Annotated in this window: 23 protein-coding genes; 10 read left to right on the forward strand and 13 right to left on the reverse strand. The window is 50.3% G+C overall.

What is annotated here, in order from left to right; all coding sequences use genetic code 11:
* Window positions 1-337: 337 nt before the first annotated feature.
* The 5 genes from pflB to LA360_RS16785 all read left to right on the forward strand — a co-directional run bounded on the left by pflB (window position 338) and on the right by LA360_RS16785 (window position 4,675).
* On the forward strand, window positions 338-2,446 hold the full coding sequence (pflB, locus tag LA360_RS16765; protein WP_002586864.1) for a formate C-acetyltransferase: 2,109 nt from the start codon (window positions 338-340) through the stop codon (window positions 2,444-2,446).
* Between the two features lie 46 nt (window positions 2,447-2,492).
* Window positions 2,493-2,738, forward strand: coding sequence for an autonomous glycyl radical cofactor GrcA3 (gene grcA3 / locus LA360_RS16770; protein WP_002566902.1), 246 nt, complete (start codon window positions 2,493-2,495; stop codon window positions 2,736-2,738).
* Between the two features lie 91 nt (window positions 2,739-2,829).
* A complete protein-coding gene (gene pflA / locus LA360_RS16775) occupies window positions 2,830-3,582 on the forward strand; it encodes a pyruvate formate-lyase-activating protein (protein ID WP_057571397.1) in 753 nt (250 codons plus the stop codon).
* Between the two features lie 108 nt (window positions 3,583-3,690).
* The gene (locus LA360_RS16780) at window positions 3,691-3,861 is read left to right on the forward strand and encodes a DUF362 domain-containing protein (RefSeq protein WP_002566904.1); all 171 of its coding nucleotides are present in this window, start codon (window positions 3,691-3,693) and stop codon (window positions 3,859-3,861) included.
* A 97-nt stretch (window positions 3,862-3,958) separates the two neighbouring features.
* A complete protein-coding gene (locus LA360_RS16785; protein ID WP_022200472.1) occupies window positions 3,959-4,675 on the forward strand; it encodes a gamma-glutamyl-gamma-aminobutyrate hydrolase family protein in 717 nt (238 codons plus the stop codon).
* Between the two features lie 158 nt (window positions 4,676-4,833).
* Here the strand turns inward: LA360_RS16785 and LA360_RS16790 are convergent, their stop codons facing one another.
* The gene (locus LA360_RS16790) at window positions 4,834-5,634 is read right to left on the reverse strand and encodes a hypothetical protein (protein ID WP_057571365.1); all 801 of its coding nucleotides are present in this window, start codon (window positions 5,632-5,634) and stop codon (window positions 4,834-4,836) included.
* Window positions 5,631-6,197 (reverse strand): RNA polymerase sigma factor, encoded by a 567-nt coding sequence (locus LA360_RS16795; protein WP_112481580.1) that lies wholly within the window; start codon window positions 6,195-6,197, stop codon window positions 5,631-5,633. The genes LA360_RS16790 and LA360_RS16795 overlap by 4 nt, the downstream gene beginning before the upstream one ends.
* A 297-nt stretch (window positions 6,198-6,494) precedes the next feature.
* Between LA360_RS16795 and LA360_RS16800 the strand changes: the two genes are divergently transcribed.
* The 4 genes from LA360_RS16800 to LA360_RS16815 all read left to right on the forward strand — a co-directional run bounded on the left by LA360_RS16800 (window position 6,495) and on the right by LA360_RS16815 (window position 11,635).
* Entirely contained in the window at window positions 6,495-8,051 is a 1,557-nt protein-coding gene (locus tag LA360_RS16800) for an ABC-F family ATP-binding cassette domain-containing protein (protein WP_022200470.1), read from the forward strand.
* 477 nt (window positions 8,052-8,528) lie between these two features.
* Window positions 8,529-9,581: an LCP family protein gene (locus LA360_RS16805; protein WP_022200468.1), complete on the forward strand. Its 1,053-nt coding sequence runs from the start codon at window positions 8,529-8,531 to the stop codon at window positions 9,579-9,581.
* Between the two features lie 12 nt (window positions 9,582-9,593).
* A complete protein-coding gene (locus LA360_RS16810) occupies window positions 9,594-10,313 on the forward strand; it encodes a LytR/AlgR family response regulator transcription factor (protein ID WP_022200467.1) in 720 nt (239 codons plus the stop codon).
* The gene (locus LA360_RS16815) at window positions 10,310-11,635 is read left to right on the forward strand and encodes a sensor histidine kinase (RefSeq protein ID WP_112481415.1); all 1,326 of its coding nucleotides are present in this window, start codon (window positions 10,310-10,312) and stop codon (window positions 11,633-11,635) included. The genes LA360_RS16810 and LA360_RS16815 overlap by 4 nt, the downstream gene beginning before the upstream one ends.
* 38 nt (window positions 11,636-11,673) lie before the next feature.
* Here LA360_RS16815 and LA360_RS16820 read toward each other — a convergent pair whose 3' ends face one another.
* A complete protein-coding gene (locus LA360_RS16820) occupies window positions 11,674-12,042 on the reverse strand; it encodes a DUF6465 family protein (RefSeq protein ID WP_022200465.1) in 369 nt (122 codons plus the stop codon).
* A 147-nt stretch (window positions 12,043-12,189) separates the two neighbouring features.
* A complete protein-coding gene (locus LA360_RS16825; protein ID WP_022200464.1) occupies window positions 12,190-13,014 on the reverse strand; it encodes an RluA family pseudouridine synthase in 825 nt (274 codons plus the stop codon).
* A gap of 257 nt (window positions 13,015-13,271) precedes the next feature.
* Here LA360_RS16825 and trhA point away from each other — a divergent pair, with 257 nt between their 5' ends.
* On the forward strand, window positions 13,272-13,943 hold the full coding sequence (trhA, locus tag LA360_RS16830) for a PAQR family membrane homeostasis protein TrhA (RefSeq protein ID WP_002586851.1): 672 nt from the start codon (window positions 13,272-13,274) through the stop codon (window positions 13,941-13,943).
* On the opposite strand, the gene LA360_RS16835 is transcribed toward trhA, so the two are convergent.
* The 9 genes from LA360_RS16835 to LA360_RS16875 form a co-directional block, all read right to left on the reverse strand.
* Window positions 13,891-14,205, reverse strand: a complete 315-nt coding sequence (locus tag LA360_RS16835) for a GIY-YIG nuclease family protein (RefSeq protein ID WP_022200463.1) — start codon at window positions 14,203-14,205, stop codon at window positions 13,891-13,893. The two genes, trhA and LA360_RS16835, sit on opposite strands and share 53 nt — an antisense overlap.
* A gap of 283 nt (window positions 14,206-14,488) precedes the next feature.
* A complete protein-coding gene (locus LA360_RS16840) occupies window positions 14,489-15,445 on the reverse strand; it encodes a TPM domain-containing protein (RefSeq protein WP_022200462.1) in 957 nt (318 codons plus the stop codon).
* Window positions 15,442-16,527 (reverse strand): TFIIB-type zinc ribbon-containing protein, encoded by a 1,086-nt coding sequence (locus LA360_RS16845; protein ID WP_022200461.1) that lies wholly within the window; start codon window positions 16,525-16,527, stop codon window positions 15,442-15,444. The genes LA360_RS16840 and LA360_RS16845 overlap by 4 nt, the downstream gene beginning before the upstream one ends.
* Window positions 16,528-16,554: 27 nt before the next feature.
* Window positions 16,555-17,835 (reverse strand): SPFH domain-containing protein, encoded by a 1,281-nt coding sequence (locus LA360_RS16850; protein ID WP_022200460.1) that lies wholly within the window; start codon window positions 17,833-17,835, stop codon window positions 16,555-16,557.
* A 2-nt stretch (window positions 17,836-17,837) separates the two neighbouring features.
* Window positions 17,838-18,770 (reverse strand): ABC transporter permease, encoded by a 933-nt coding sequence (locus LA360_RS16855; protein WP_022200459.1) that lies wholly within the window; start codon window positions 18,768-18,770, stop codon window positions 17,838-17,840.
* Window positions 18,748-19,710 (reverse strand): ABC transporter ATP-binding protein, encoded by a 963-nt coding sequence (locus tag LA360_RS16860; protein ID WP_022200458.1) that lies wholly within the window; start codon window positions 19,708-19,710, stop codon window positions 18,748-18,750. Before LA360_RS16860 ends, LA360_RS16855 begins: the two co-directional genes overlap by 23 nt.
* Entirely contained in the window at window positions 19,710-22,226 is a 2,517-nt protein-coding gene (locus LA360_RS16865; RefSeq protein WP_022200457.1) for a hypothetical protein, read from the reverse strand. Before LA360_RS16865 ends, LA360_RS16860 begins: the two co-directional genes overlap by 1 nt.
* Before the next feature lie 34 nt (window positions 22,227-22,260).
* Complete coding sequence (locus LA360_RS16870) at window positions 22,261-23,397, reverse strand: sensor histidine kinase (protein ID WP_022200456.1); 1,137 nt, start codon at window positions 23,395-23,397, stop codon at window positions 22,261-22,263.
* Entirely contained in the window at window positions 23,387-24,091 is a 705-nt protein-coding gene (locus LA360_RS16875) for a response regulator transcription factor (protein ID WP_112481416.1), read from the reverse strand. Before LA360_RS16875 ends, LA360_RS16870 begins: the two co-directional genes overlap by 11 nt.
* Window positions 24,092-24,381 lie beyond the last annotated feature (290 nt).

A 24,381-nucleotide genomic window follows, 5' to 3' on the forward strand; every position in this document is an offset into this window, starting at 1 on the left:
TTGTCCTCCTTATATTTCTGCTATAAGTATAACCAATTAATCGGTTTACCACGCTTCTACCATCATAATACGTTTTTCGACATTTGACAAGTCCTACATAAGCTTACATATTTTTCATATTAACCATAATTATCAAGGCTTGTTAAAAAATATTATCACTATGCCCTCTTGACGTGTATACAATGTGCATAATATAATAAATGTTGCAAAAGCAACAGCATATATCGGACTTTTCTAGTAGACTATGGATATCCGGTAAATCCGGTATGGCTGTGAAACATTTGGTTAACAATAGTTTTTATATATAGATTCACGCATTTCACAGGAGGAAAAGTCTATGAGAACAGAGTGGAACACATTTAAAGGCGGTGTATGGCAGCGGGAAATCAATGTACGCGACTTTATACAGAAAAACTACACCCCCTATGACGGCAGCGACGAGTTTCTGGAAGGTCCTACCCAGAATACAACGGAGCTCTGGGACCAGGTTATGGAGCTGTCAAAGCAGGAACAGGAAGCCGGCGGAGTTCTGGATATGGATACCAAAATCATTTCCACCATCACGTCCCACGGCCCAGGATATTTAAACAAGGACAGGGAGACCATTGTAGGCTTTCAGACTGACAAACCCTTTAAGCGTTCTCTTCAGCCATATGGAGGCATCCGCATGGCTATGAAGGCCTGCCAGGACAATGGATATGAGGTTGACCCTGAAATTGTGGAATTCTTTACCAAGCACAGGAAAACTCATAACGCAGGCGTATTTGACGCGTACACCCCGGAAATGAGGGCTTGCCGTTCCAGTCATATCATCACCGGACTGCCGGATGCCTATGGACGCGGACGCATAATCGGGGACTACCGCAGGGTTGCCCTTTACGGTGTGGACGCCCTGATTCAGGAGAAAAAGGAAGAAAAGGATTCCACACGCACCATCATGTACTCTGATGTTATCAGAGAGCGTGAGGAACTGTCTGAGCAGATCCGGGCATTGGAAGATTTGAAGGAGCTGGGACGTATCTATGGTTTTGATATCTCAAAGCCTGCTTCTGACGTCAAGGAAGCCATCCAGTGGACCTACCTGGGTTACCTGGCCGCTGTCAAGGAGCAGAACGGCGCAGCCATGTCGCTGGGACGCACCTCCACCTTCTTGGATATTTACTCTGAGCGTGACTTAAAGGAAGGACGCTACACGGAGAAAGAGATTCAGGAATTCGTGGACCACTTCATTATGAAGCTGCGTCTTGTAAAATTTGCCAGAACACCGGAATACAATGAGCTGTTCTCAGGCGACCCCACATGGGTTACGGAATCCATCGGAGGAATCGGCATTGACGGCCGCCACATGGTGACCAAGATGTCCTTCCGTTATCTGCACACCCTTCAGAACCTGGGCACTGCCCCTGAGCCAAACCTGACCGTACTGTGGTCCACAAAGCTCCCTGAGAATTTTAAAAGGTTCTGTGCCAAGACCTCCATTGAGTCCTCCTCCATCCAATATGAGAATGATGATTTGATGAGAGTGACCCACGGCGATGATTATGCCATTGCCTGCTGCGTATCCAGTATGCGTATCGGCAAGGAAATGCAGTTCTTCGGCGCCAGAGCCAATCTGGCCAAATGCCTGCTCTACGCCATCAACGGCGGTGTCGATGAAATCAGCGGCAAGCAGGTGGGACCGAAATACCGTCCCGTGACCACAGAGTATCTGGATTTTGACGACGTGATGGACAAGTACAAGGATATGATGAAATGGCTGGCCAAGGTATATGTCAATGCCCTGAACATCATTCATTACAATCACGACAGATACTGCTACGAAAGACTTCAGATGGCGCTCCATGATAAGAAGGTGACCCGCTGGTTCGCAACCGGCATCGCGGGCCTTTCCGTTGTGGCAGACTCCCTGTCCGCCATCAAATATGCCAAGGTCAAGGTGGTGCGCAATGATAAGGGTATTGTGACCGATTATATCGTGGAAGGTGATTTCCCTAAATATGGAAATAATGACGACCGGGTTGACGAGCTGGCAGCAGACCTGGTGCATACCTTTATGAGCTATATAAAGGGCAACCACACCTACCGCGGCGGCATTCCCACCACTTCCATCCTCACCATCACCTCCAACGTGGTGTATGGAAATAATACGGGCGCTACACCGGACGGCAGAAAGGCAGGCCAGCCATTTGCGCCAGGCGCAAACCCAATGCACCACAGAGACAGCCACGGCGCGGTGGCATCCCTGGCATCTGTTGCCAAGCTTCCGTTCAGGGACGCCCAGGACGGTATCTCCAATACCTTTTCCATCATACCGGGCGCGCTGGGCAAAGATGACCAGATTTTCATGGGAGACCTGGAAGTGGAGCTGAACGGCTGCGGAGGCGGCTGTGAGGCACCTACCCTTTTTGAAGGGCTGGATTCCGAAGCCGACATCGAGGAATCCTGATAAGCAGCATGTAAACCAACTTCTTGAGAAAGCGAGGATTAATATTATGGTAAAAGCAAGTGAATCACAGATTGATAACCTGGTGGCTCTGTTAGACGGCTATGCCCAGGAAGGCGGACACCATCTGAATGTAAATGTATTCAGCAAGGAGACCCTTTTGGACGCACAGGCCCACCCTGAAAAATATCCCCAGCTCACAGTCAGGGTATCCGGCTATGCAGTGAACTTTAATAAGCTGACGAAGGCACAGCAGGATGAGGTCATTTCAAGAACCTTCCACGGCTCCATCTAAATCCTGTCTGTAAACTGGTTTGGATGCCGCCTGGACAGGAAGATATTCCGCATCGGCGGCATCCATGTTTCTCAGAAAGGAGCACAGCCTTATGATTGGACGCGTACATTCCATAGAAAGCTTCGGCACCGTGGACGGCCCCGGTATCCGCATGGTAATCTTTTTAAGCGGCTGCCCCATGAGATGTCTCTATTGCCATAATCCAGATACATGGGACCCCAAGGGCGGCACCCCCATGACAGCGGAGGACATACTGAACCAGTATGAGCAGGCCCGCCCCTTTTACAAAAAAGGGGGCATCACGGTCAGCGGCGGCGAGCCGCTGATGCAGATAGGTTTTGTGACAGAGCTCTTTGAAAAAGCAAAAGAAAGAGGTATACACACCTGCCTGGATACCTCCGGCATTACCTTTAACCCGGGTTCACAGGCAGTTATGGCCCATTTTGACCGGCTTTTGGCCTCCACAGACCTGATACTCCTGGATATCAAGCATATTGACCCTGAGGAGCATGTGAAGCTCTGCTCCCAGCCCCAGGATAATATACTGGCTTTCGCCGGATACCTGGAGAAAAAGCGGATACCTGTATGGATCCGCCACGTGGTGGTTCCGGGCATAACGGACCGGGAGGAATATCTGTACCGCCTTGGACGCTATCTCGGCACGCTTAAGAACGTAAAGGCATTGGATGTGCTTCCTTATCACGATATGGGGAAGGCTAAGTACCATCAGCTTGGAATCCCCTACCCGTTAGAGGACACCGCCCCCTTGCCTCCCGCAAAGGCGGCAGAGGCCCGAAAAATTATTCTTCAGGGAATGCGCGACGAAAGGACCCATTGCTCCTAAATTTATACAATATTCGCTGGTTTAGGAACGATTTTCCTCTTGAATAATTAGACGTTATAGTATAAAATAAAATAACAATGTAGACAAATCTTAAGGAGGTATTTTATCATGGCATATGTAATCAGTGATGCTTGTGTAAGCTGCGGCAGCTGTGCAGCTGAATGTCCAGTAAGTGCAATTTCCGAGGGAGACAGCCAGTACGTTATTGATGCTGATACCTGCATCGACTGCGGAACCTGTGCAGCTACCTGCCCAACCGGAGCTATCTCCGAAGGCTAATTAAGTATTACATAAGGGTCTCTTCCAGACGGAAGGGGCTCTTTTTCATATATTCAGCATATATTACTCACAGAGCACATGGAGGAATCCAAATACCATGAAAAAACCAGTAATCGGCATAACACCATCCCACAATACGGATAACGACGATATAAGTGCGCGCCCCACCTACCTGAGGGCCATTGAGGCGGCGGGCGGCCTGTCCATCCTTCTTCCCCTGGAGGTATCCGGAGAAGACTTAAAACAGCTGTCCAAGCTGTGCGACGGCTTTCTCTTCTCCGGCGGCCCGGACATTCATCCATTCCTTCTGAAGGAGGAAACACATACCCAGTGCGGCAATGTATCCATGGCGCGGGATACCATGGAGCTATCCCTCCTGAAGCTTGCCGTGGACGCCCGAAAGCCGGTGTTGGGAATCTGCCGCGGAGCCCAGATCATTAATGTGGGGCTGGGAGGCGACATCTATCAGGATATTCCCAGCCAGACGGAAACCGTCTTTCCCATCGCCCACAAGCAGCCCTATTCATGCTGCCTGCCTTCCCACCATGTGGATGTGCGCAGGGATACGCTGCTGTACACAATTGCGGAGGGGAAAACGGAAATCGCAGTAAACAGTTCCCATCATCAGGCGGTGCGCAGGATTGCTCCCTGCCTCATGGCCAGCGGCCATGCGCCCGACGGCATCATCGAGGCCCTGGAGATGCCGGATTATCCCTATCTTCTGGCACTGCAGTGGCATCCGGAGTATATGTGGCAGACAGACACTGTGTCCGCCAATATATTTAAAAGCTTTGTGGATGCCTGTCAGGGATAGCGGGAAGGGCGGCCCGCAGGAAGATTGGATAACGGGAAGATCGGACAACAGGAAGGCCCTGCATGATTCAGGCTGCGGAATGCCGCTTGAATCATGCAGGGCCTTCTTACTTAACTCCAGCACTTATCTTCTGTTTTTATCTGCTGTATTTTTCTGCTTTACTGCTTATTATCTATCAATTCTCCGGCCATCTGGGCCATATCCCGGGCTGTCATGGGATTATCCATGGCTGTTATGATGTAAACCTTCTCCCCATCCTTCCAGAGCATGCTTTGGGCAACCTTATCCTGTACCTTATCGCTTCCATAAGAGATATAGAGTTCTCCTGCTGCTTCCTTTGCCTTCTCCTCATCGGAAACCTGATAATCCGGGGGAACAAAACGGTACTGATCTCTGGTGTAGTTCAAAGTAATTCCGTTATGGTCAAAGGTCTGATCCGGCTGTCCCTCCTCATCATACAGGCTTGTGCCCTGGACTGTAATGAGCACATCCTGATTTCCGTCCTTTTTGTAATTCAGAGAAAAGCCCTCCGTGGACTTTATCACATTTCCATCCTGGTCCATGGCATCCTGATGGATGGGCATTCCCATATCAAACCTGTATCCGTTGCTGAATGTTTCAGGGGCGTTGGTGGTATAGCCCAGCTTTGTCTCCATCTCTCCCAGTTTATCATAGGTAAAATCATCCAGATGACTGCCTCCGCCGCTTGTATATACCACCTTCCCGGCCGCAACCGCTGTTATGGTGCCCAGTACGCAGACAGCTGCCGCCACCACGAATACACGCTTCATATTCCATTTCCTCATTCCTGATTCCTCCTCTATTTTCCGGTGAACAGAGTGCCGCATCCTCTCTGTATCTGCGGAAGTCACCTGTATGGACTCTGCCCGGCTGCAAAGAGTACGGCCTATCTGCTCTTCCAGTCCCTTCCGCGTCACCGGTTTACTCCGTCTGTTCATAAGGTTACCTCCCTTCCTACCCTCCTGTTTTCTTCCATCAATTCCTGTTTCAGATTCGCCCTGGCCGTATACAGCCTGGACTTAACGGTTCCCTCCAGACATCCCATGATACCTGCTATCTCCCTGACGGACATCTGATTAAAATAGTACAGGACAACGGCTGTCCTCTGTTTCACCGGAAGATTCCTGATTGCCTTATAAAGCTCCTTTTCCCGGGAGCGCATCATAACTTCCTCCAGCACTGAGGCTGTTTCAGGTTCTTCCTTCCCAAACACCTCTTCCATCGGCTGTTCTTTCCTGTTCTTCCTGCAATACCGCCAGGCTTCCCTGGTAAGGGTCTTATAAAGCCAGTTCCCAAAAGATTCCGGTTCTTTGATTTTCTTTCGGTTCATCCAGCACAGCACAAAGGTCTCCTGAACAATATCCTCGCTGTCTGCATGACTTCCGGATATGAGATATGCCACGCGCAGTATCCTGGGATAATAATATTCCATCAACCGGTCAAATGCCCGGCTGTCTCCCTCCGCCATACGGAGTACCAGACCTGCCGTCTCCTGCTCCATGTCCATCCACTCCTTCCATGGTCCGTCTCTTATTTGGAACCACCTATATATGGAACCATTATATATCCCTTCTGGCATAACTGCCAGAAGGTGTTGTTAATCGGTGCACCTGCTATATAGAGAAGATTGGGCAGCAAATGGTTCATTTTATTTTGAATCTTTTTTGAATTTGCTCCATTTTCATTCCGCGTCCTGATAAACGGTGAATAACCCCTTATAAAAGTAAGGTTTATGCTTGTCAGAACAGATTATGTCATGTAGAATAATACTGCTGAGAGAAAAGGAGTTTTTGATAATATGAGCATTTTAAACGTAGAACATTTAAGCCACGGTTTTGGGGACCGGGCTATTTTTCAGGATGTTTCCTTCCGCCTGTTAAAGGGGGAGCACATTGGCCTGATTGGGGCGAACGGAGAGGGAAAATCCACCTTTATGAACATCATTACCGGCAAGCTCATGCCTGACGAAGGCAAGGTGGAGTGGGCAAAAAACGTGAGGGCCGGTTATCTGGACCAGCATGCGGTGCTGGAAAAGGGCATGACCATTCGTGATGTGTTAAAGAGCGCTTTTGCCTTCCTCTTTGAGATGGAAGAACATATGAACCAGATTTGCGATAAGATGGGTGAAGCCGGCGAGGATGAGATGACCGCCATGATGGATGAGCTGGGAACCATACAGGATCTTCTCATGGCCCATGATTTTTATATCATTGATTCCAAGGTGGATGAGGTGGGACGCGCCCTTGGCCTGGCTGACATAGGACTGGACAAGGACGTGACAGAGCTCTCCGGGGGACAGCGCACCAAGGTGCTTTTAGGCAAGCTTCTTCTGGAAAAGCCGGACATTCTGCTGTTGGACGAGCCTACCAACTATCTGGATGTACAGCACATAGACTGGCTGAAACGCTACTTGCAGGAGTATGAAAATGCCTTCATCCTCATTTCCCATGACATACCCTTCCTCAACAGTGTCATCAACCTGATTTATCATATGGAAAACCAGAGGCTTGACCGCTATGTGGGGGATTATAACAAATTCCAGGAAGTATACGCTGTAAAGAAGTCCCAGCTGGAGGCCGCCTATAAGCGACAGCAGCAGGAAATAGCGGAGCTGGAGGATTTCGTGGCCAGGAACAAGGCCAGGGTCGCCACCAGGAACATGGCCATGTCCCGCCAGAAAAAGCTGGATAAGATGGACGTCATTGAACTTGCCAGGGAAAAACCCAGGCCGGAGTTCCATTTTCTGGAAGCCCGTACTCCCGGTAAATATATCTTTGAGACAAAGGATTTAATTATCGGTTATGACGAGCCGCTGTCGCGTCCTCTCAATCTGGTCATGGAGAGGGGCCAGAAAATCGTGCTGGTAGGCGCCAACGGTATCGGCAAGACCACGCTGTTAAAGAGCATACTGGGCCTTACGCCTGCCCTAAGCGGCACCGTGGAGCTGGGCGACTACCTGTCCACCGGTTACTTTGAGCAGGAGATGGCTCCCGGCAATACTACCACCTGCCTTCAGGAAATATGGAACGAATTTCCCGCCTATACACAGTACCAGGTCCGCTCCGCCCTGGCAAAATGCGGCCTGACCACGGAGCACATCGAAAGCCAGGTCAGGGTGCTCAGCGGAGGCGAACAGGCCAAGGTCAGGCTCTGTAAGCTGATTAACCGCGAATCCAATGTGCTCCTGTTAGACGAGCCCACCAACCACCTGGATGTGGATGCAAAGGATGAACTGAAACGGGCCCTTAAGGAATATAAGGGCAGCATCCTGCTAATCTGCCATGAACCTGAATTTTTTGAGGGATTGGCAACCGATGTGTGGGATTGTAGGGAATGGGCGCTGAGGCTGTCCTAGAGTGTGTCTGAGGTAAAAACAAAAAGCAGGCCATGAAAAGACAAGTGTGGACCAGATAATCCATCCTTACTTCACTCAAAAAGAGACTGCTGCCGATTTCCAGGTCTCTGAAACCGGAAGGACCGGCCCTGAGCCTGGCAATATTGATTTTCAATATGCAGGTTAAGATTTTGCATGATATTTTTAGGCATATTATAAATGATTCCAAAAGACTGGTTTTAGCATGTTTCACACTGCTTTTACCAGTCTTTCTTTTAAAGTTTAACTCCGCCGCAGAAGAACATTCCTGGTATTTTCTCCTGCCTTGGCTGTATAACATGATTTTACATAGCACATCCTCGCATTCATGCCCCATTTCCTTCCATTCGCGGACAAATTCCACACTTCTCCCCGATCAATGCTATAATGGAACCATCAGTACTGAGTACAGCGGCATACCGGGAAACCGCATCATTCTCACTGAAAGGAGCTGCACCCATGAAGCTTAACTGGAAAACCATATTAAAAAGGACAGGTATCATACTGCTGTCCACACTGCTCTTTGCCCTGTGCTCCGGCCTTCTCTACATCACAAAGATGGCCGGCTCCATCCACATTACACGGCCGGAGGACGAACCGGAACTGGCCTCTGCCATGACCAATGAAAACCTGGACACAGAAACCCGGGAAAAACTGGGCGGATACTGGACCATTGCTGTCTTTGGCGTGGACAGCCGCAACGGGAAGCTTGGAAAAGATAATAATGCCGACGTACAGATGCTGTGCTCCATCAACAGAGACACAGGTGAAATACGCCTTGTATCATTATACCGCGACACCCTCCTGATGAATGACACCGCAAACAACGGATACGGAAAGCTGAACCAATCCTACTTTCTCCAGGGCCCATCCGGCAATATCTCAGCCATCAACACCAACCTGGACATGAAGGTGGAGGACTTTGTATCCTTTAACTGGAACAGCGCGGCTGATGCCATCAACCTTCTGGGCGGCGTGGACATAGAGCTGTCCAAGGCGGAATTCTATTATATCAATGCCTTCATCACGGAGACTGTGGACACCACAGGAATCCCCTCCACCCATCTGGACGGGCCCGGCATGCAGCATCTGGACGGTGTTCAGGCTGTTGCCTATATGCGCCTGAGACAGATGGACACTGATTTTAAGAGGACCGAACGGCAGCGGTCTGTCACTCAGCAGGTCTTTGACAAGGCCAGAAAGGCAGATATCGCCACCCTGATTCAGGTATTCCATACAGTTGCGCCTCAAATCATGACCAGCATAAGTGAGGAAGAGTTTATGGAAATTGCATATAATATTAAAGATTATCACATCAGCGGTACGGCCGGATTTCCTTTTGAACAGACCACCGCAAACCTGGGCAAGATAGGCAGCGTGGTCATTCCCAGCACGCTGGAATCCAATGTGGAAGAACTGCACCGTTTCCTGTACGGCAATGATACCTACATCTGCTCCGGTCAGGTTCAGGACATCAGCAGAGAAATCATAAAACGTGCTGTGAAAAATTAAGGAGATATGAGTATGATACGAATTGCTGTCTGTGACGATGAGCGCTGCTTTACAGAGCAGATTGACCATATTATCGCATATCATGCCAGGGACATTACCCCGCCCCCGGAAACAGTCCTTTACACCAGCAGCGGCCAGCTGCTTTACGATGTGGAGGAGGGCGCCCACTTTGACCTTCTGCTGCTGGATATTGAAATGCCGGAAAAGGACGGGATGTGCCTGGCCGCATCTCTGCGCCGCCATCTTCCCATGGCCCTGATTATTTTCATCACCTCCCACACCCAGTACGCGGTAAAGGCATATGAACTGTCTGTTTTCCGCTACATTCCCAAGTCTGAGATGGAAACCTGCCTGCCCCTGGCCCTTAAGGATGCCTGCCGGATTTTAAAGCAAAGCTCTTCAGATACTTATATCATCGAATCAGCCAGGCGGATTCAGAAAATAGCCGTGGAGGATATCATCTATGTCTATAAGCAGCAGAAATATTCCGTAATAGCCGCAAAAGCCGTGGAGATTCCTGTGCGAAAACCACTGGCCCAGGTACTGGAGGAGCTGGACCATACAGGCAGTTTTCTCATGGTGGAACGGGGCTATATCGTGAACCTGTTTCATGTGGAGAAACTGGAGGGCGAACAGATTTACCTGGACAACGGCTCTGCCCTTCCGGTCAGCCGGAACCGCCTTAAGGAAACCCGTGAAGCCATAACAAAGTATTGGAGGAAAATGCTATGACCATGAACCACTGGTATCAGTCCATGTACCAGATGTTTGAATTATGTTCAGACTTCATTGAAGCGTGGCTCTGCTATGGCTTCGTGGGGCTGTTCCTGCCGGATCGGCTCCGTGGAAAGGTGCCGTTTTTTATCCTGTCCCTGGTCCTGGTGGGCTCTGTCCGGGCCATGGATATACTGGGCATGGACCCTATGATATCCACTCTTTGGTTTGTATTTTATATCTGTATGACCACGGTGGTGCTGTTCCAGGTGAATCTGTTTTATGCCGTATCCCTTGTAAGCTTTTATATCCTGTGCCTCTATGTGATCAATTATTTCTGTATGTCCGTTATGGGGGTCATTGCCGGCAACCGTCAGTTTGCGCAGTTCATTCTGAGCCAGTTGTCCCTGCTTCGCTGTATTTATCTGGCTGCGGATACCGCGCTCCTGCTTTTATTATATATGCTTATCAGACACGCCTTTAAGGGCGGGCTGCTCTACAGTCCGCGGATGCTGTTCGCCATTTCCCTACTGGGCATCCTGGGTATTACCTTCCTGTCAGCGGTCACCCTTCAGGATATTTCCGTGATTACCCTGTTCAGCTGGAGCCTGTGCCTTATCATGGTGCTGTGCTTTATCTTCCTCCTGCTCTTTTATTCTAATTACATGAAAGAGCATGAGCTCAGAAGCATCCTTGAACTGAAGGACCAGATGGTACGCCAGGAATATGAGATGGTCAAACAGCTGCAAAAGGAACAACAGTCCCTTTCCCATGACATGAAGAACCATCTTCTGGTCATGGATACCATGCTGAAGGAGGAAAAATACCAGGAAGCCCGGAATTATATCGGCCAGCTGGGCATTCCCCTGGAGCGCCTGGCTCCCTCCATTTGGACCGGCACTTCTACCCTGGATGTGCTTTTAAATCATACCAGAAACCGCTGCGGCCAGTCCCATATAACCTTTACCGTACAGGCGGACGCCGTTGATTTGCGCCCCATGAAGGACCAGGATATATGCAGTCTCTTTGCCAACCTCCTTGACAATGCCTATGAAGCCGCCCGCGCCATGCCGGATGGGCAGGGCTGGATTCTCTTTAAGATGAGAAAGGCCAGGGAAATGCTCTTCATAGACCTGTCCAACCCATCGCCGGAGCCACCCCGCGTAAAAAACGGCGCCATAATCTCCCGCAAGCAGGACGGACGGCTTCACGGCCTGGGTCTTAACAGGGCATCTGCCACCGCGCGGGAGTACGGCGGACAGCTTACCTATGGATATGACGGCGGCGTGTTCACAGCCAGCATAAGTTTTCTGGGAGGAGTTAAGGGAAAGGCCAAATAAAAAATGACCCTATTCATACATAAGGTCATTTTTACATTCTACAGTTGGATTCTGAAATCGTCTGAACCCTCGCCGTTTACCACATAATAGGCTGCATTCTGCTCCGGTGATATGTACAGCTCGATGGACTTGATTACGGTTCCCGGATGAGTCATACCGTATTCCTTCTCTGCCTGCGCCAGCACATCCTTTGCCGCTACCTGCCTGCCGCCAAACTCCACTACCACGCTCTTCTCAATCTCCGGCTTTGCAACCTCTTTCACAGCTGCCGCGGTCTCTTTCACTTCTTCCTTAACCACAGGCTCAGCTGCCTTCTTAACATCTTCTGCTTTCTTAACCTCTGCTGTCCTGGTCAGCGCGGCGCCTGCCTGTGCTGCCGCAGCCATAGTCCTCTTAGGTCTTGCCATGTTAGTTCCTCCCTATTTCAATCCGATTTCCAGTGTCAATGGGGATTATACGGCAGCCCCCTTTTTTTGTCAATGTCACGGATATGGAAAATAAACCGCTAAACAATGACCTTTATGGAAATTTTTCAGGCATACACTGACAGATTGTCATACTTCTTTATGGCATTTGCCACATTCCTGTGCGGAAATCAGTTTCCGGGCCCTGTCCGGGAACCAGGCAAAGGCTCCCGACGACGGAACCATGGCAAATTCCATCCTTTTCCCGCCGGACGGATGTGGAAATGCCAGCCTGCGGGCGCACAGGGCCAGAGGCTGGCGTCCATCCCCAAATCCCGTTTTTTTCCTTGCTCTGTCCACAGTCCCGGCTGTGGATTTTGTGGATAACCCGCCTCCATATCGTCCATCCCCGTACAAGGGAGTTGCGTGTCCGGCAAATTGTACCCTTATCTGGTGGTGTCTTCCTGTAAGCAGCTCTATATCTATTAAGGATAACATCTGATCCTGTTTTCCGGGGTTGTTGATAACCTCCAGGACCCGGTAATTAAGAACCGCCTTTTTGCCGTTTTCATCAGACTTATCCACAATCTTTGATGTGTTGTTTTCCTTGCAGTGGCGCAGATAATCCACATATGTCCCCTGTTTATCCACAGGTTTTCCACAAACCACCGCCAGGTATGATTTTTCCATTTTTCCGGCCTGCAAAGAGGCGCTTAATGATGCTGTGGATTTCTGGTTCAGTCCATATACCATAATTCCCTCCACCGGCTTATCCAGTCTGTGGATAACCCCCACATAGGGCGGCTGGGCTGTTGATGCTCCCTGTGGACGGCTGTGGATATCTTGTGGATTATGTAGATAGCGGCGTATCTCACTTACCATATCCGGCGCAAATCCCCTGGATACCTGGGACTCCAATCCCGCCGGTTTTTGCACTACTATAATATCTTTATCTTCATATAATATTGGTATCATACCTCGACCTCGCTTATCCGTCTGTTTCCTGTACAGATGATTCTAAAGAAACGCTTTTGTTTATACCATGATTCTCCCTACGCACGGTTGATTATATTCAGAAATTAGTTTTATACTCAAAGTAATTCTTAAAAAGTATTGCATATTTCTGGTCTTAGGTGTATAGTATATAATACAAACATATGTAGTATTCAAAACTACATTTCAGGGTTTCGATTAAAGTGAACTGTATTTTCAATAAAAGGAGGCTGGATACTATGACAGCAAAATTAAAACATGGGATCACCAAGGTTAAGGATCCCGGAAGCGCATTAACCCACTTCATCGCTATGATTCTGGCCATCATCGCAGCCATGCCGCTGCTCTCAAAGGCAGGACATGATTCCGGACATATGCACATCAGCGCGCTGGCGGTTTTTATACTGAGCATGATTGGTCTTTATGCGGCCAGCACCATATACCATACCCTGGATATCTCCCCTAAGATTAATAAGCTGCTCCGCAAGATAGACCATATGATGATTTTCATTTTGATAGCAGGCACTTATACTCCGGTATGCATGATTGTCCTGGGCGACAAAACCGGCTGGACCATGCTGACGCTGGTGTGGGGTATTGCTATTGTGGGTATCCTCATCAACGCACTGTGGATTACATGCCCCAAATGGTTCTCGTCCCTGATTTACATTGCCATGGGCTGGGTGTGCATACTGGCTATAACCAAAATATTAAGCTCCATGCCCAGAGCAGGCTTTATGTGGCTCCTGGCAGGCGGTATCATCTATACGGCCGGCGGTATCATCTACGCCATGAAGCTTCCATTCTTCAACTCCCGCCACCGGTATTTTGGTTCCCATGAGATTTTCCATCTCTTTGTTATGGGCGGAAGCCTCTGCCACTATGTGATGATGTACCGCTTTGTGGCATAAGGCAGCCTGCCCTCAGGGGACTTGTCTCCCTTATCAGATGTTCCTTCTGCGTCCTGCTCATATGTTTAATGGCATATTCCCTGCGCATGGCCTCCTGCTTTGTCTCAAAGGCCTCATAATAGGACAGCACCACCGGACGTCTGGGTCTGGTATACTTAGCTCCTTTACCCTGGTTATGGGCCTTCAGACGCTTGTCCAGGTCATTGGTCCAGCCGCAGTAATACGTTCCGTCCGCACAGGTGAGGATATAGGTGTAATTCATGGATATCCCTTCCTTCCCGGTAATCAAACTCCTGACAGCAATAAAAGGGCGTCCCTTTAAGGGAATGCCCTCTCTGTTTCATTTTATCAGATAATGCCGGCTATGTAAACGGTAATAACGCTTGCAACACGTCATCACCGCCCAGGTTGCCCTGTAATCTATGATTAAAGCACCAGCTGGATGCGCGGCACAACCAGATAGAAGGTATTTTTCTGAACCACATCTATATCTTATTATATCGCGCATACCCTTAAAATGTGCATAAAACACATTTATTATTCCTCTAAAATCTTCTGCCCCCGCCTCCGTGGCTTCTTCCGCTGCTGGACCGGTGGGTGGAGCTTCGCCCTGAGCTTTGTCCTGAACCTCCGGATGAGTGATTCTGCGTGGGTCTTGGTATGGGGGCCGATGTAATGAATCTGCGAATCAGATTGTCTCCTGAATCGCCAAAGGCAAATTTGGCATCCGCCCGGTAGGCCAGATGGCTGTTGGCCCTCTCCCGTTCGGTCTGCTCCATGGAATACCGCCGCTTCACTCCCAGGCATACCGAGCCCGCCACCCCGGCTGATACCAGAAATGCAGACATTCCTTCATACCAGCGTATGCTTCTGTAGATACTGATTTCCCCTGTTTCCGTGTCGTAATTATACTGTCCCCTCTGAATTCCCCGATCCACATAATACTCCACATCCTTCAGGAATTCGGCTGCCGCCCTCGCATAATCAAGGTTTCTCAGGGAATAGGCCACATCATCCTGTATCTGTTCGATCCGCCGGTCTGTGAGAATCCGTATCATATTCCCGGTGGTGGACACATAGCTCTCGCCTCCATAGCTGCCGGGGCTGTCCATATAAATCAGAAACAGTACGCCGCTGGCTTTCCTGCCTGTGCCCAGGCCGTTCTGGTCGTAAAAATCATCTGCATATTCCCTGGCTGTATGGCTTCCGTCATTATAAGCAGTGACCACAGCCACGTCCATCCCGGTCTTTTTCCTGCACTGAGCAATCCGTTCCTCCAGGGTTCCGGCTTCCTCTGATGTCATAAGGCCCGCTCCGTCGAACAGTCTCCGGGCATTCTTGTGGTTCTGATTCTTATCATAGGTCTGGGACTTGTGATATACCCCGGATTCCTGTGCCCGGGAATCCAGTATGTTTCCCGCTCCGCTCCAGACTCCCAGCCACACCACGGCCGCCGAAACTGCCAGGAGCCTGAGCCATCTAACCATTCTGCGTCCTGTCATCCTAAGAAATACCCTCCTGTCATAAGTAATAAAAACAGCGGAAGGAATACAGAGAAAAAGAGAATAATAATCTTCTTCCTGTCCACAGGCAGCTTTCCGCAGATTTTTCCGGTCTGTCCGTTAAGGGCGAAATAGTATATCTTTCCCCTGGCCTTGTCATTATATGTAAGGGTCCATACGGGAAGCAGGGCATAACTCCATTTCTCATCCCGTATGCCTGCTTCCTTTTTGCGGACCTGCATACTGCTGTAGCTCCCGGCCTGGTCCTGAAGGCTTTGAAGGGCAAACTGCCTGACCTCTGTCTGCACGTCCAGCACAAACTGCTCTTTCTCCATATCCCGGTTCTCGGCCAGGAATCCGGAAAGATAACCCATGGAGAAATTCTCTTTTTCATTCATCCTGTATGGGAGCACGCTGTCAACCAGCTGCCTGTTGGCCTTTCTCAGGCCATTTCTGGCCACATGGTTCACCTCCATGGTTCCCTGGCGTTTTACATCGTATACGGTTGTCTCTGTATACCTCATGCCTGCGGTATCCCATGTCCTGAGCCTGGTCCCCTGGGCGTCCAGCTCGCCGTCCACCCGGCAGCTGTAAAGCCAATAGGGGAAATAAACCCCGCTCATGCCCTCAATCTGCTTCTTATTGTAAAATGCCTCCGGCACATACCTTTTTCTCCCTATCCACTGGGAAAAAATCTCCTCTGCCTTCTGCCTGTCTATCTGGAAGGGAATCACATAATCCGGCCTGAACTGCCCTTCCAGCCGTCCTGCCAGTACCACCGGATTATGGCAGTAATAGCAGAAGGTGGCCGCGGTGGTCTCATCCGTCACAATCTGGGAGCCGCAGCTGGGGCAGGTATAAAGAACCGGCTGAGCCTCAGCGCTGCCTGGTTCCCGGCGGTTTGGCTCACGGCAATCCGGTTCCTGGTATTCCAGTTCCCGGCGGTTCATTTCCGGGCTCAGGCGTTCCAGTTCTTCCTGGGTAAAATCAGACAGGCAGTATTCGCAGTGATATTTCTGTGAAGCCGGGTCAAATACAAGGCCGCCGTCACAGTTGGGGCATTTGTAGGTTATGGCTGCCATATTCTCTCTCTCCTGTAATCAATGCCTTTAGGGCCTTGGTTTCCCGCATTCGCTGCAGAACTTTCCTGTATTAATGTTTCCGCAGGCACAGGTCCACGGTGCATCGGGACGGGGATGTCCGCACTCGCCGCAGAACTTGCCTGTATTAGAAGTCCCGCAGCCGGGGCAGAGCCATGCCCCGGACGGCTGGGTTTCGGGCATCTGGCCGGCCATTCCCCCGCCGCCCGGCTGTGCCCCTGCCATCTGGTTCGGCGCAGCCCACTGGCTGCCGGACGGCTGGTCCCCCATGGGCTGGCTTACCGGAGCCTGGTTCATCTGCATCTGCTGCATGTTGGTGTTGGATGCCGCGCCCATGAAGCCGCCGCCCATCTGCATTCCCATCCCCATGCCCATAAAGCCGGCCATAGCTCCGCTGTCGTTGGATCCCGCGTTTTTGAGCCCCTCCGCAATGGTGGTCTGTACGTAACCCTCCCTGATTGACGGGTCGCCCATCATGGCTCCCCGGTTCCTCAGGTTAATCAGATTCTGGGATTCCTCGTCGTAGGTAATACTGGCAATCCCCACTGCCTGTATCTCCATCCCTCTCATCCGGGTCCATTCCTCATCCAAGGTATGGGCCATATACTGTCCCAGCTCCCGGCTCCTGGAGGTGACATAGGATATCCTGGTGCCGTCTGCCGACATCTGGTTGATGGATGTCTGCAGAGCCTCCAGGAATTCCGACAGGTACTGTTCATTGATAGTGTCTATTTCCACATGGTCTGCATTCTTTGGGATAACCTCAGCGTAAAACTTAATGGGGTCCGTGACTTTGATGGAGTACGTTCCATGGGCCCTCAGGAACAGCTCCGCATTGTAAAAGTTGTCAAAATAATTCACCGGGTTGCGGGTGCCGAATTTGATTCCCTTTATCTCCTGAAGATTCACATAATATACCTTCTGAGCCCCAGGTGTCACGCCTCCAAAACGGATACGGTTAAATGACTCCTTCAGAGCCTCACCAAACTGCCCGTTAAACATGGAGGGCATGGAGGAATGGCTGACCTTGTAATAGCCTTCCTCCGCCGTATAATCCACTATCTTTCCGCCGTCCACCAGCATCATGAACTGGTTGGGATACACATGGATGACGGAACCGTCTGACACGATATCAGATGACCCCTTTGTATTAGATCCCTTTCCCCTGCGCACCTGGACGCCTCGGACAAAGACGGTTCTGTCCCCCATATCATCCGGCTCTATGGCCTCCAGCCACTGGTCGGCCAGGGCTCCTCCCACTGCTGTGGTAACTGCTTTAATGATTCCCATGATTAATCCCCTTTCTTAGCTGCCTTCTTCTGTCTGCGCCTGCGCTTAACCGGCTCAACTGCCTTGATAGCCACCCAAATCATCAGCGCGGCTATGGCCAGCTGAATCACAATGCTGATGATAATCCAGTTCTTCATCACAAAGCCGGTGGACTGCATCCCAAAATAACCTGCCATCTTGGCTGTGGGTGTGCTGCCTCCCATCTGTCCGTTTATGATTGTATAAAATGTAGCCGCAGGATTGAGAAGCAGCAGATAAATCACATTTCCCGATGATGGTTTGACCACATTTTCCCCGAAACCATAGGCCGCCACTGAATTGCTTATATTCATGGAGGACAGGGAGAGTGAAAACTTATTTATAAAGTATGTCCCGGCCACCACGGCTATAAGCACTCCATAGGTAACCACCGTGGATATGGTAGACCGCTTGAACAGGGCCGAGAAACAGATTCCCAGGCTTCCCGCAAAAAAGGCCACCGTGATATAGCACAGAAGGAGAGACAGGATATCCTGCCATGTGATTCCCCCATAGACAAATACCATGGCCACCGCTGGGAAGCTGGACACAATCAGTAAGAGCAGCGTGCTCAACGCGCTCATCAGCTTCCCGATCACCACCTGTGACGCCGTCATCTGGGTAGTGAGCATCAATTCCAGGGTCTGCCGCTCCCGCTCCCCGCTTATGCTGGCCGCTGTCACGGCCGGCACTATGAACATCAGCAGTATAAACTCAATGGTGGTGACAAACTCATACATATCCATGAAGCTGCTGTACTGTATGACCGCCGCGGACTCCACCTGGGCCACGGCGGAATACATATTGAGCAGTGTGACCATGGACAGGATTCCATTGAACAGCACGATGATGAGGGGCAGCCGGATACTTCTGGAGCTGACCTTCATCTCCCGGCTATAGACCGGATTTCGCATCATATGACAACACCACCCTTTCCTCTTCATGTTCTGTCAGCTGCATAAATACGGATTCCAGGCTTCCCTTTTCCCGGGTGAATCCGTTGACCAGCACGTCGCTGTCAATCAGCCGCTGGAGCAGCAGGGCCTCGTCCTGGGCATCCCCCGCAAACCGTACGCAGATATCCTGTTCACGCAGGGATATGGTCTGCACACAGGGATGGCTCTTAAGAATGGACAGCGCCTTGTCAATGTTGGTGAACACGGATATAACCAGCGGATTGGAGGTATTGACCCTGGACAGGATATCGTCTATATTTCCCTCCAGCACCATCCTTCCCTGGTCTATGATTCCTATATCCGTACAGAGCTCGGACAGCTCGGACAGGACATGGGAACTGATTACTATGGTCTTGCCCGATTCCTGGAGCTCCTTTAATATCTCCCTGAACTCAAAGCGGGTCCTGGGATCCAGCCCCGATGTAGGTTCATCCAGTATAAGGATGGCCGGATCGTGAATCAGGGCCCTGGCCAGGCACAGTCTCTGCTTCATGCCCCTGGACAATCCGTCCACGAAGAAATCCAGCTTATCCTCCAGCCCCACCTGCTCCAGCAGGGCCGTGTATCTCTTCCTTGCCACCAGGCCGCTTATGTGGTGGCAGGCCGCAAAGAATTCCATGTACTCCGACACGGTCAGGTTATCGTACACCCCGAAGAAATCCGGCACATAGCCAATCATGGACTTAAGCTTTCCCAGATCGGCACGGGCGTCCATGCCGTTTATGGTAATCCTGCCTTCCTCCGCCTCCAGGAGCCCTGTCATGATTTTAATGGTAGTGGTCTTTCCGGCTCCGTTGGGCCCCACGAACCCGTAGAGGGCGCCGGTCTCCACCGTCATGTCCAGGCCGCTTAATGCATGGTATTTTCCGTATATCTTGTGTAATCCTCTTATTTCCAGCATCATTTACTCCTTCCTGTCACAGTCAGTATGGGCAGCATGATATTCCAGGTGTAATCGCCGGTGGCATCGTACACATACTTGATGGTCAGGGTATTTCCCGGGGACAGGTATGGCTCCAGCGCCTCCCTGTCATAAGACTGGACGTGGGTATCCATGGAATCATAGGTGCCGGTATTGTAGTTATAGAAATACATATTGCCCGCAAATGGCACCGTATAGTAATACCGCATGCTCTGCACCACCTCATCGCTCATCTGATGGAAGGACAGCTTCTCCACCTCGATGTCATTTCCCAGATAATACTCTAACATGACCGGAGTCAGGCCGTACATGCTGTTGTTGGACGCATAATACTCGCCTGAAAGCACATTGGGCTGCTTCTGGAGCGCGGATTTGTATATCATGCCGTCCTGTTCATAATTGACATCAATGGAGGAGGTAAGCAGGGTGGAACCATATGTCTCATAGTTGGGGGACTTTAAGAATCCTGTCTCCTCCTTCTCATTGCTGAATCCCAGTACCCTGGCCTCTGAGTGATAGCCTGACAGATAGTTTCCCATATAGAAGGACAGAAGGTTGGTCCTCTCCAATGCCTGCACATAGGCCGCGTCCCGTATATCCTTGTCCTCTTTATAGCGGGAGGCCCCGGTGATCTGCTCTGCCATGGCATAACCGAAATTGGTGATTCCGTATATGACCTTCATGCCGTCCAGACTTACGGTCTCTCCCGGCTCCATGTGCCCAATGAGAATCATCTGATTATACAGAAGGATGGCCACATTATCCACTTCCTGGCCGTAATTGTTGGTCAGTGTCCCTGTCACCTTACCGTCAAAGGAATTCACATCGCCTGTAAATCCCTCCTGCTGTCCGTTTTCCATGCGGCGCTCCATCATGAAGAACTTTGAGTTGAACGCGCCCACATTGTCGGACCTGACCCTGGTACCCTCATCATCATAATGTATGGTTATGGACGGTGTCTCCTCACCCGTGAATTTGGGCAGGGGGCCCATATTGTAGTAGGCGCTTCCCGTAATGGGATACAGGGTGTATTCCGGGTTCAGCGTTACGGAATACGGTTTATTATAGGGGGCCCGCATGTTGATGAATGTGGTTTCCGATATCTCATCCCTGTCCGTATCCTTTATGGTTGCATAGGTGAAGAAGGGCCCTGTAAACCGCGTACTCATGCCCATGAGAAGAACCATGCCGGTACAGCACAGGGACAGAATCCCCACGGACAACTGGTAATACCGGCGCATTCCCCTCTGTTTCCAGAAGAAGTAGAGGCCAGGTCCGGCCAGAGCCACATAGGCCACCGCCAGTGTCACATACAGGCCCACCTTTGGAAGATTTTTGATATTTCCTGTATTTATCAGCCCCTGGACTGACCAGAACTGGTTGGATGTGCTTCCGTCCATGGCGCTTGCCAGCCCGTTTATCTTATCCTCGCCCAGAAGGGTGGTGAACAGGTTGTCAATATAGGAGATATTGGCCTGGCAGAATTCCTCTATGTCCACAAAATCATACATGGCAACGGCTGCCAGTCCGTTCCCCACGGAAACCGACGAGAGGACAGACAGCTCGTCGCTGCCCAGCACCTCGGTGCCGCCTTTCAGCATGACATCCGTGCAGACCAGAGGGATGGAAGCGCCTTCAGGCCGGTCCACCGCATATTCCACGCCCATGTTGATGACCCGCTCGTCGGGTTGGGGAAGGGGCTGCTCCAAAAGTTCCTTGCCAAATCCCCTCAGGGTATCCTCTCCCCTGTCGCCGGTTCCTATGAGCAGAACTCCGCCCTTACGGACCCACTCCCACACAGCCTCTATCTGCTGCCCTGACAGCTTTCCGGAATCAAAATCCGTTATCAGCAGCACATCCAGCTGGTCCAGCCCCAGTTCCGACGCCGGCAGAGTGGCTGCCGTCATCTCGATGGTCTTGGTCCTGAGGGTGCTGTAGTTAATACCCACGCCATTAAAATACAGAAGCTCCGCCGGGTTGTCACTGAGTACGCCGATAAAAAGCTCTGCCGTCTCCAGGTTCAGATTCAGCTTCAGGCGTTTGCTCACCACCTCATTTCCATTCTCATCCAGCACACGCACATACATTTGGTCTACCCTTGCCCCCAGGGATATGCTCACTGATTTGTTCACGCTTTCGCCGGGTTCAATTTCAACCGGATACTCATACCGGTATACATCATAATCCAGGTTCATGTTATATCCCTGAAAATCCGACTCCATGGCCAAAATACACAGGGTTCCCTTAAACGCCTGTGCGGACTGGCTGGACAGCTCGATTTTAAGGGGCAGGAAACGGCCGCTTTTCGCTGCATTCTGATAACCATAGACCACGTCCATGGCAACGGGTGGTTCCACGGTTTCCTCCTTGGCAGCCGTACTGTCCGTCCCAAAAGCCTGGGCCCCCGGGGACTGGACCGTGACAGAGGCCGCCAGCATTAAGCCAAAAAGGGTGCTTTTCAGCGCCCTTTTTATTTTCTCCGGAAATATCCGCATGTTACACTTCCTCATCCTATATTCTCCGTTCAAGTCAGCTAATAGTTCCAAAATTCTCTTTATTGATGTCAAAATTCACCTGAAGCTTTACCGTGAACACAGTGCCGTCCAAATCGCTGGTCACATTGATGGTACCCCCGTGCATGTCCACGATTTCCTTTGCAATGGCAAGTCCCAGACCCGTACCACCCGTACTGCTGGACCGGGACTGTTCCACCCGGTAAAACTTGTTGAATATCAGAGGCAGCTCCTCCGGCGGTATGACGTAGCCGTAATTTGTAATGGAAACCGTCACCACATCCTCCTGGGCCAGTATCTTTACCAGGACTCTTTTTCCATCAGCGCCATACTTGATGGCATTGCCAATCAGATTGTCGAACAGACGGGCCAGCAGATTGCCGTCAGCTGTTATAATTTTAGCCGGTACATTGCTCTGCAGGTCATATGACAGGTTCTTTTCCACAAAGTTCGGATATGCCTCCTCCAAAAGCTGTCCCAGCAGCTTTACCACATCCAGCCGGGATACGTGCATGGATATCCTGCCGTAATTGAGCTTTGTAAATCCAAACAAATCTTCAATCAGCTTCTCCAGGCGGCGCGCCTTTCCGTATGCGATTTCTATGTACTTGTGCTGCATCTCAGCCGGTATCTTGCTGTTGCCGGCCAGCAGCTCCAGGTATCCGATGATGGATGTAAGGGGTGTGCGCAGGTCGTGGGCCACATTGGTTATGAGCTCGTTTTTGGTGCGCTCCGATTCCCTCTCCTTATCCATCAGCTCCCGGATATCCTCCACCATCCTGTTAAGGTTGGCAGCCATGCTGGAGAACTCGTCGTCCCCAATCACATCAATGGTAGTGTTCAGGTTGCCTTCCGATATGCTCTGAACCGCATCCGATATATTGCTGATATAGCGGATATAGGGTTCCTGCAGAATCATAAAGGTCACCGCGAACAGCACCAGTCCGGACACCACATAAACCAGCACTACCGCCACATGGTAATCCAGCACAGCCTGAAGCAGGCGGTTCATACGTCCGGATTCCTCCATGTATCTGGCAATCATGGACACGTTGGTCACCAGAAATATTTCCACCAGACAGGAAATGACGGCGCTGTATATAATGTTGGTGATAACCCGGGTATGGTAGCGCCTGCTCATATCACTTTTCAATTTTATAACCTACTCCCCACACCGTGGTGATGATTTTATTCTGTCTGGTGTCCTCTTTCATCTTGCCTCTCAGGCGTCTGATATGTACCATGACCGTGTTGTTGGCCTCATATACCTTTTCATTCCACACCTTCTCGAATATCTCGTCGGTGCTGAATACCTTGCCCGGGTTGGAAGCCAGCAGGTACAGGATATCGAACTCAATGGGTGTGAGCTTGATTTCCTCATCGTCCACAATCACTTTATGGTTATCCTTGTTAATGGTCATTCCCTTTATGGTTATCTCGTTGTTGGCCTTTTCCTTGGAAACGCTGTTCGGGTTTAGCTGGGTGTAGCGGCGCAGCTGTGATTTAACCCTGGCCGTCAGCTCCAGCGGGTTAAAGGGCTTCACCACATAGTCGTCCGCCCCTGTTCCCAGACCTAATATCTTATCTAAATCCGTGGACTTGGCACTGAGCATGATAATCGGGATGTTGTTGGTTTCCCTTATCTTCTTACACATCTCCAGGCCGTTCATCCCCGGCATCATAATGTCCAACAGCACCAGGTGTACCTCTTCTTTGGAAAGAATTTCCAGCCCCTTGGCAGCATTCTCTGCCTTATACACTTTATAGCCATCACTTACAAGATAAATCTCAATCAAATCCGCAATCTCTTTTTCATCATCTACTACCAGGATATTTATATCGGGCATGATGTCCCCTCCTCATATGTTAACTTATATGACCTATTCTAACATAATATATCAAGGTTTTCCTTACTTTTTTCTTGAAAAATTGTGGGAATTTCTGTTACAATACACCGGGCCTCCCTATAATGGTAATATCTTCTTTCATTTGTATACTTTAAATAAAAATAGACTGAAAAATAGGATTTTTTGCAAATATTTGTGTTCTGTCACAATAGAAAAAGAAGTAAATTATGATATAATTCTTAAGGAAAGTATCAGATTCAGAGCGACAAAAAAATGAACAGCTTATGCAA

The organism is Enterocloster clostridioformis, assembly GCF_020297485.1.
GTDB lineage: Bacteria > Bacillota > Clostridia > Lachnospirales > Lachnospiraceae > Enterocloster > Enterocloster clostridioformis.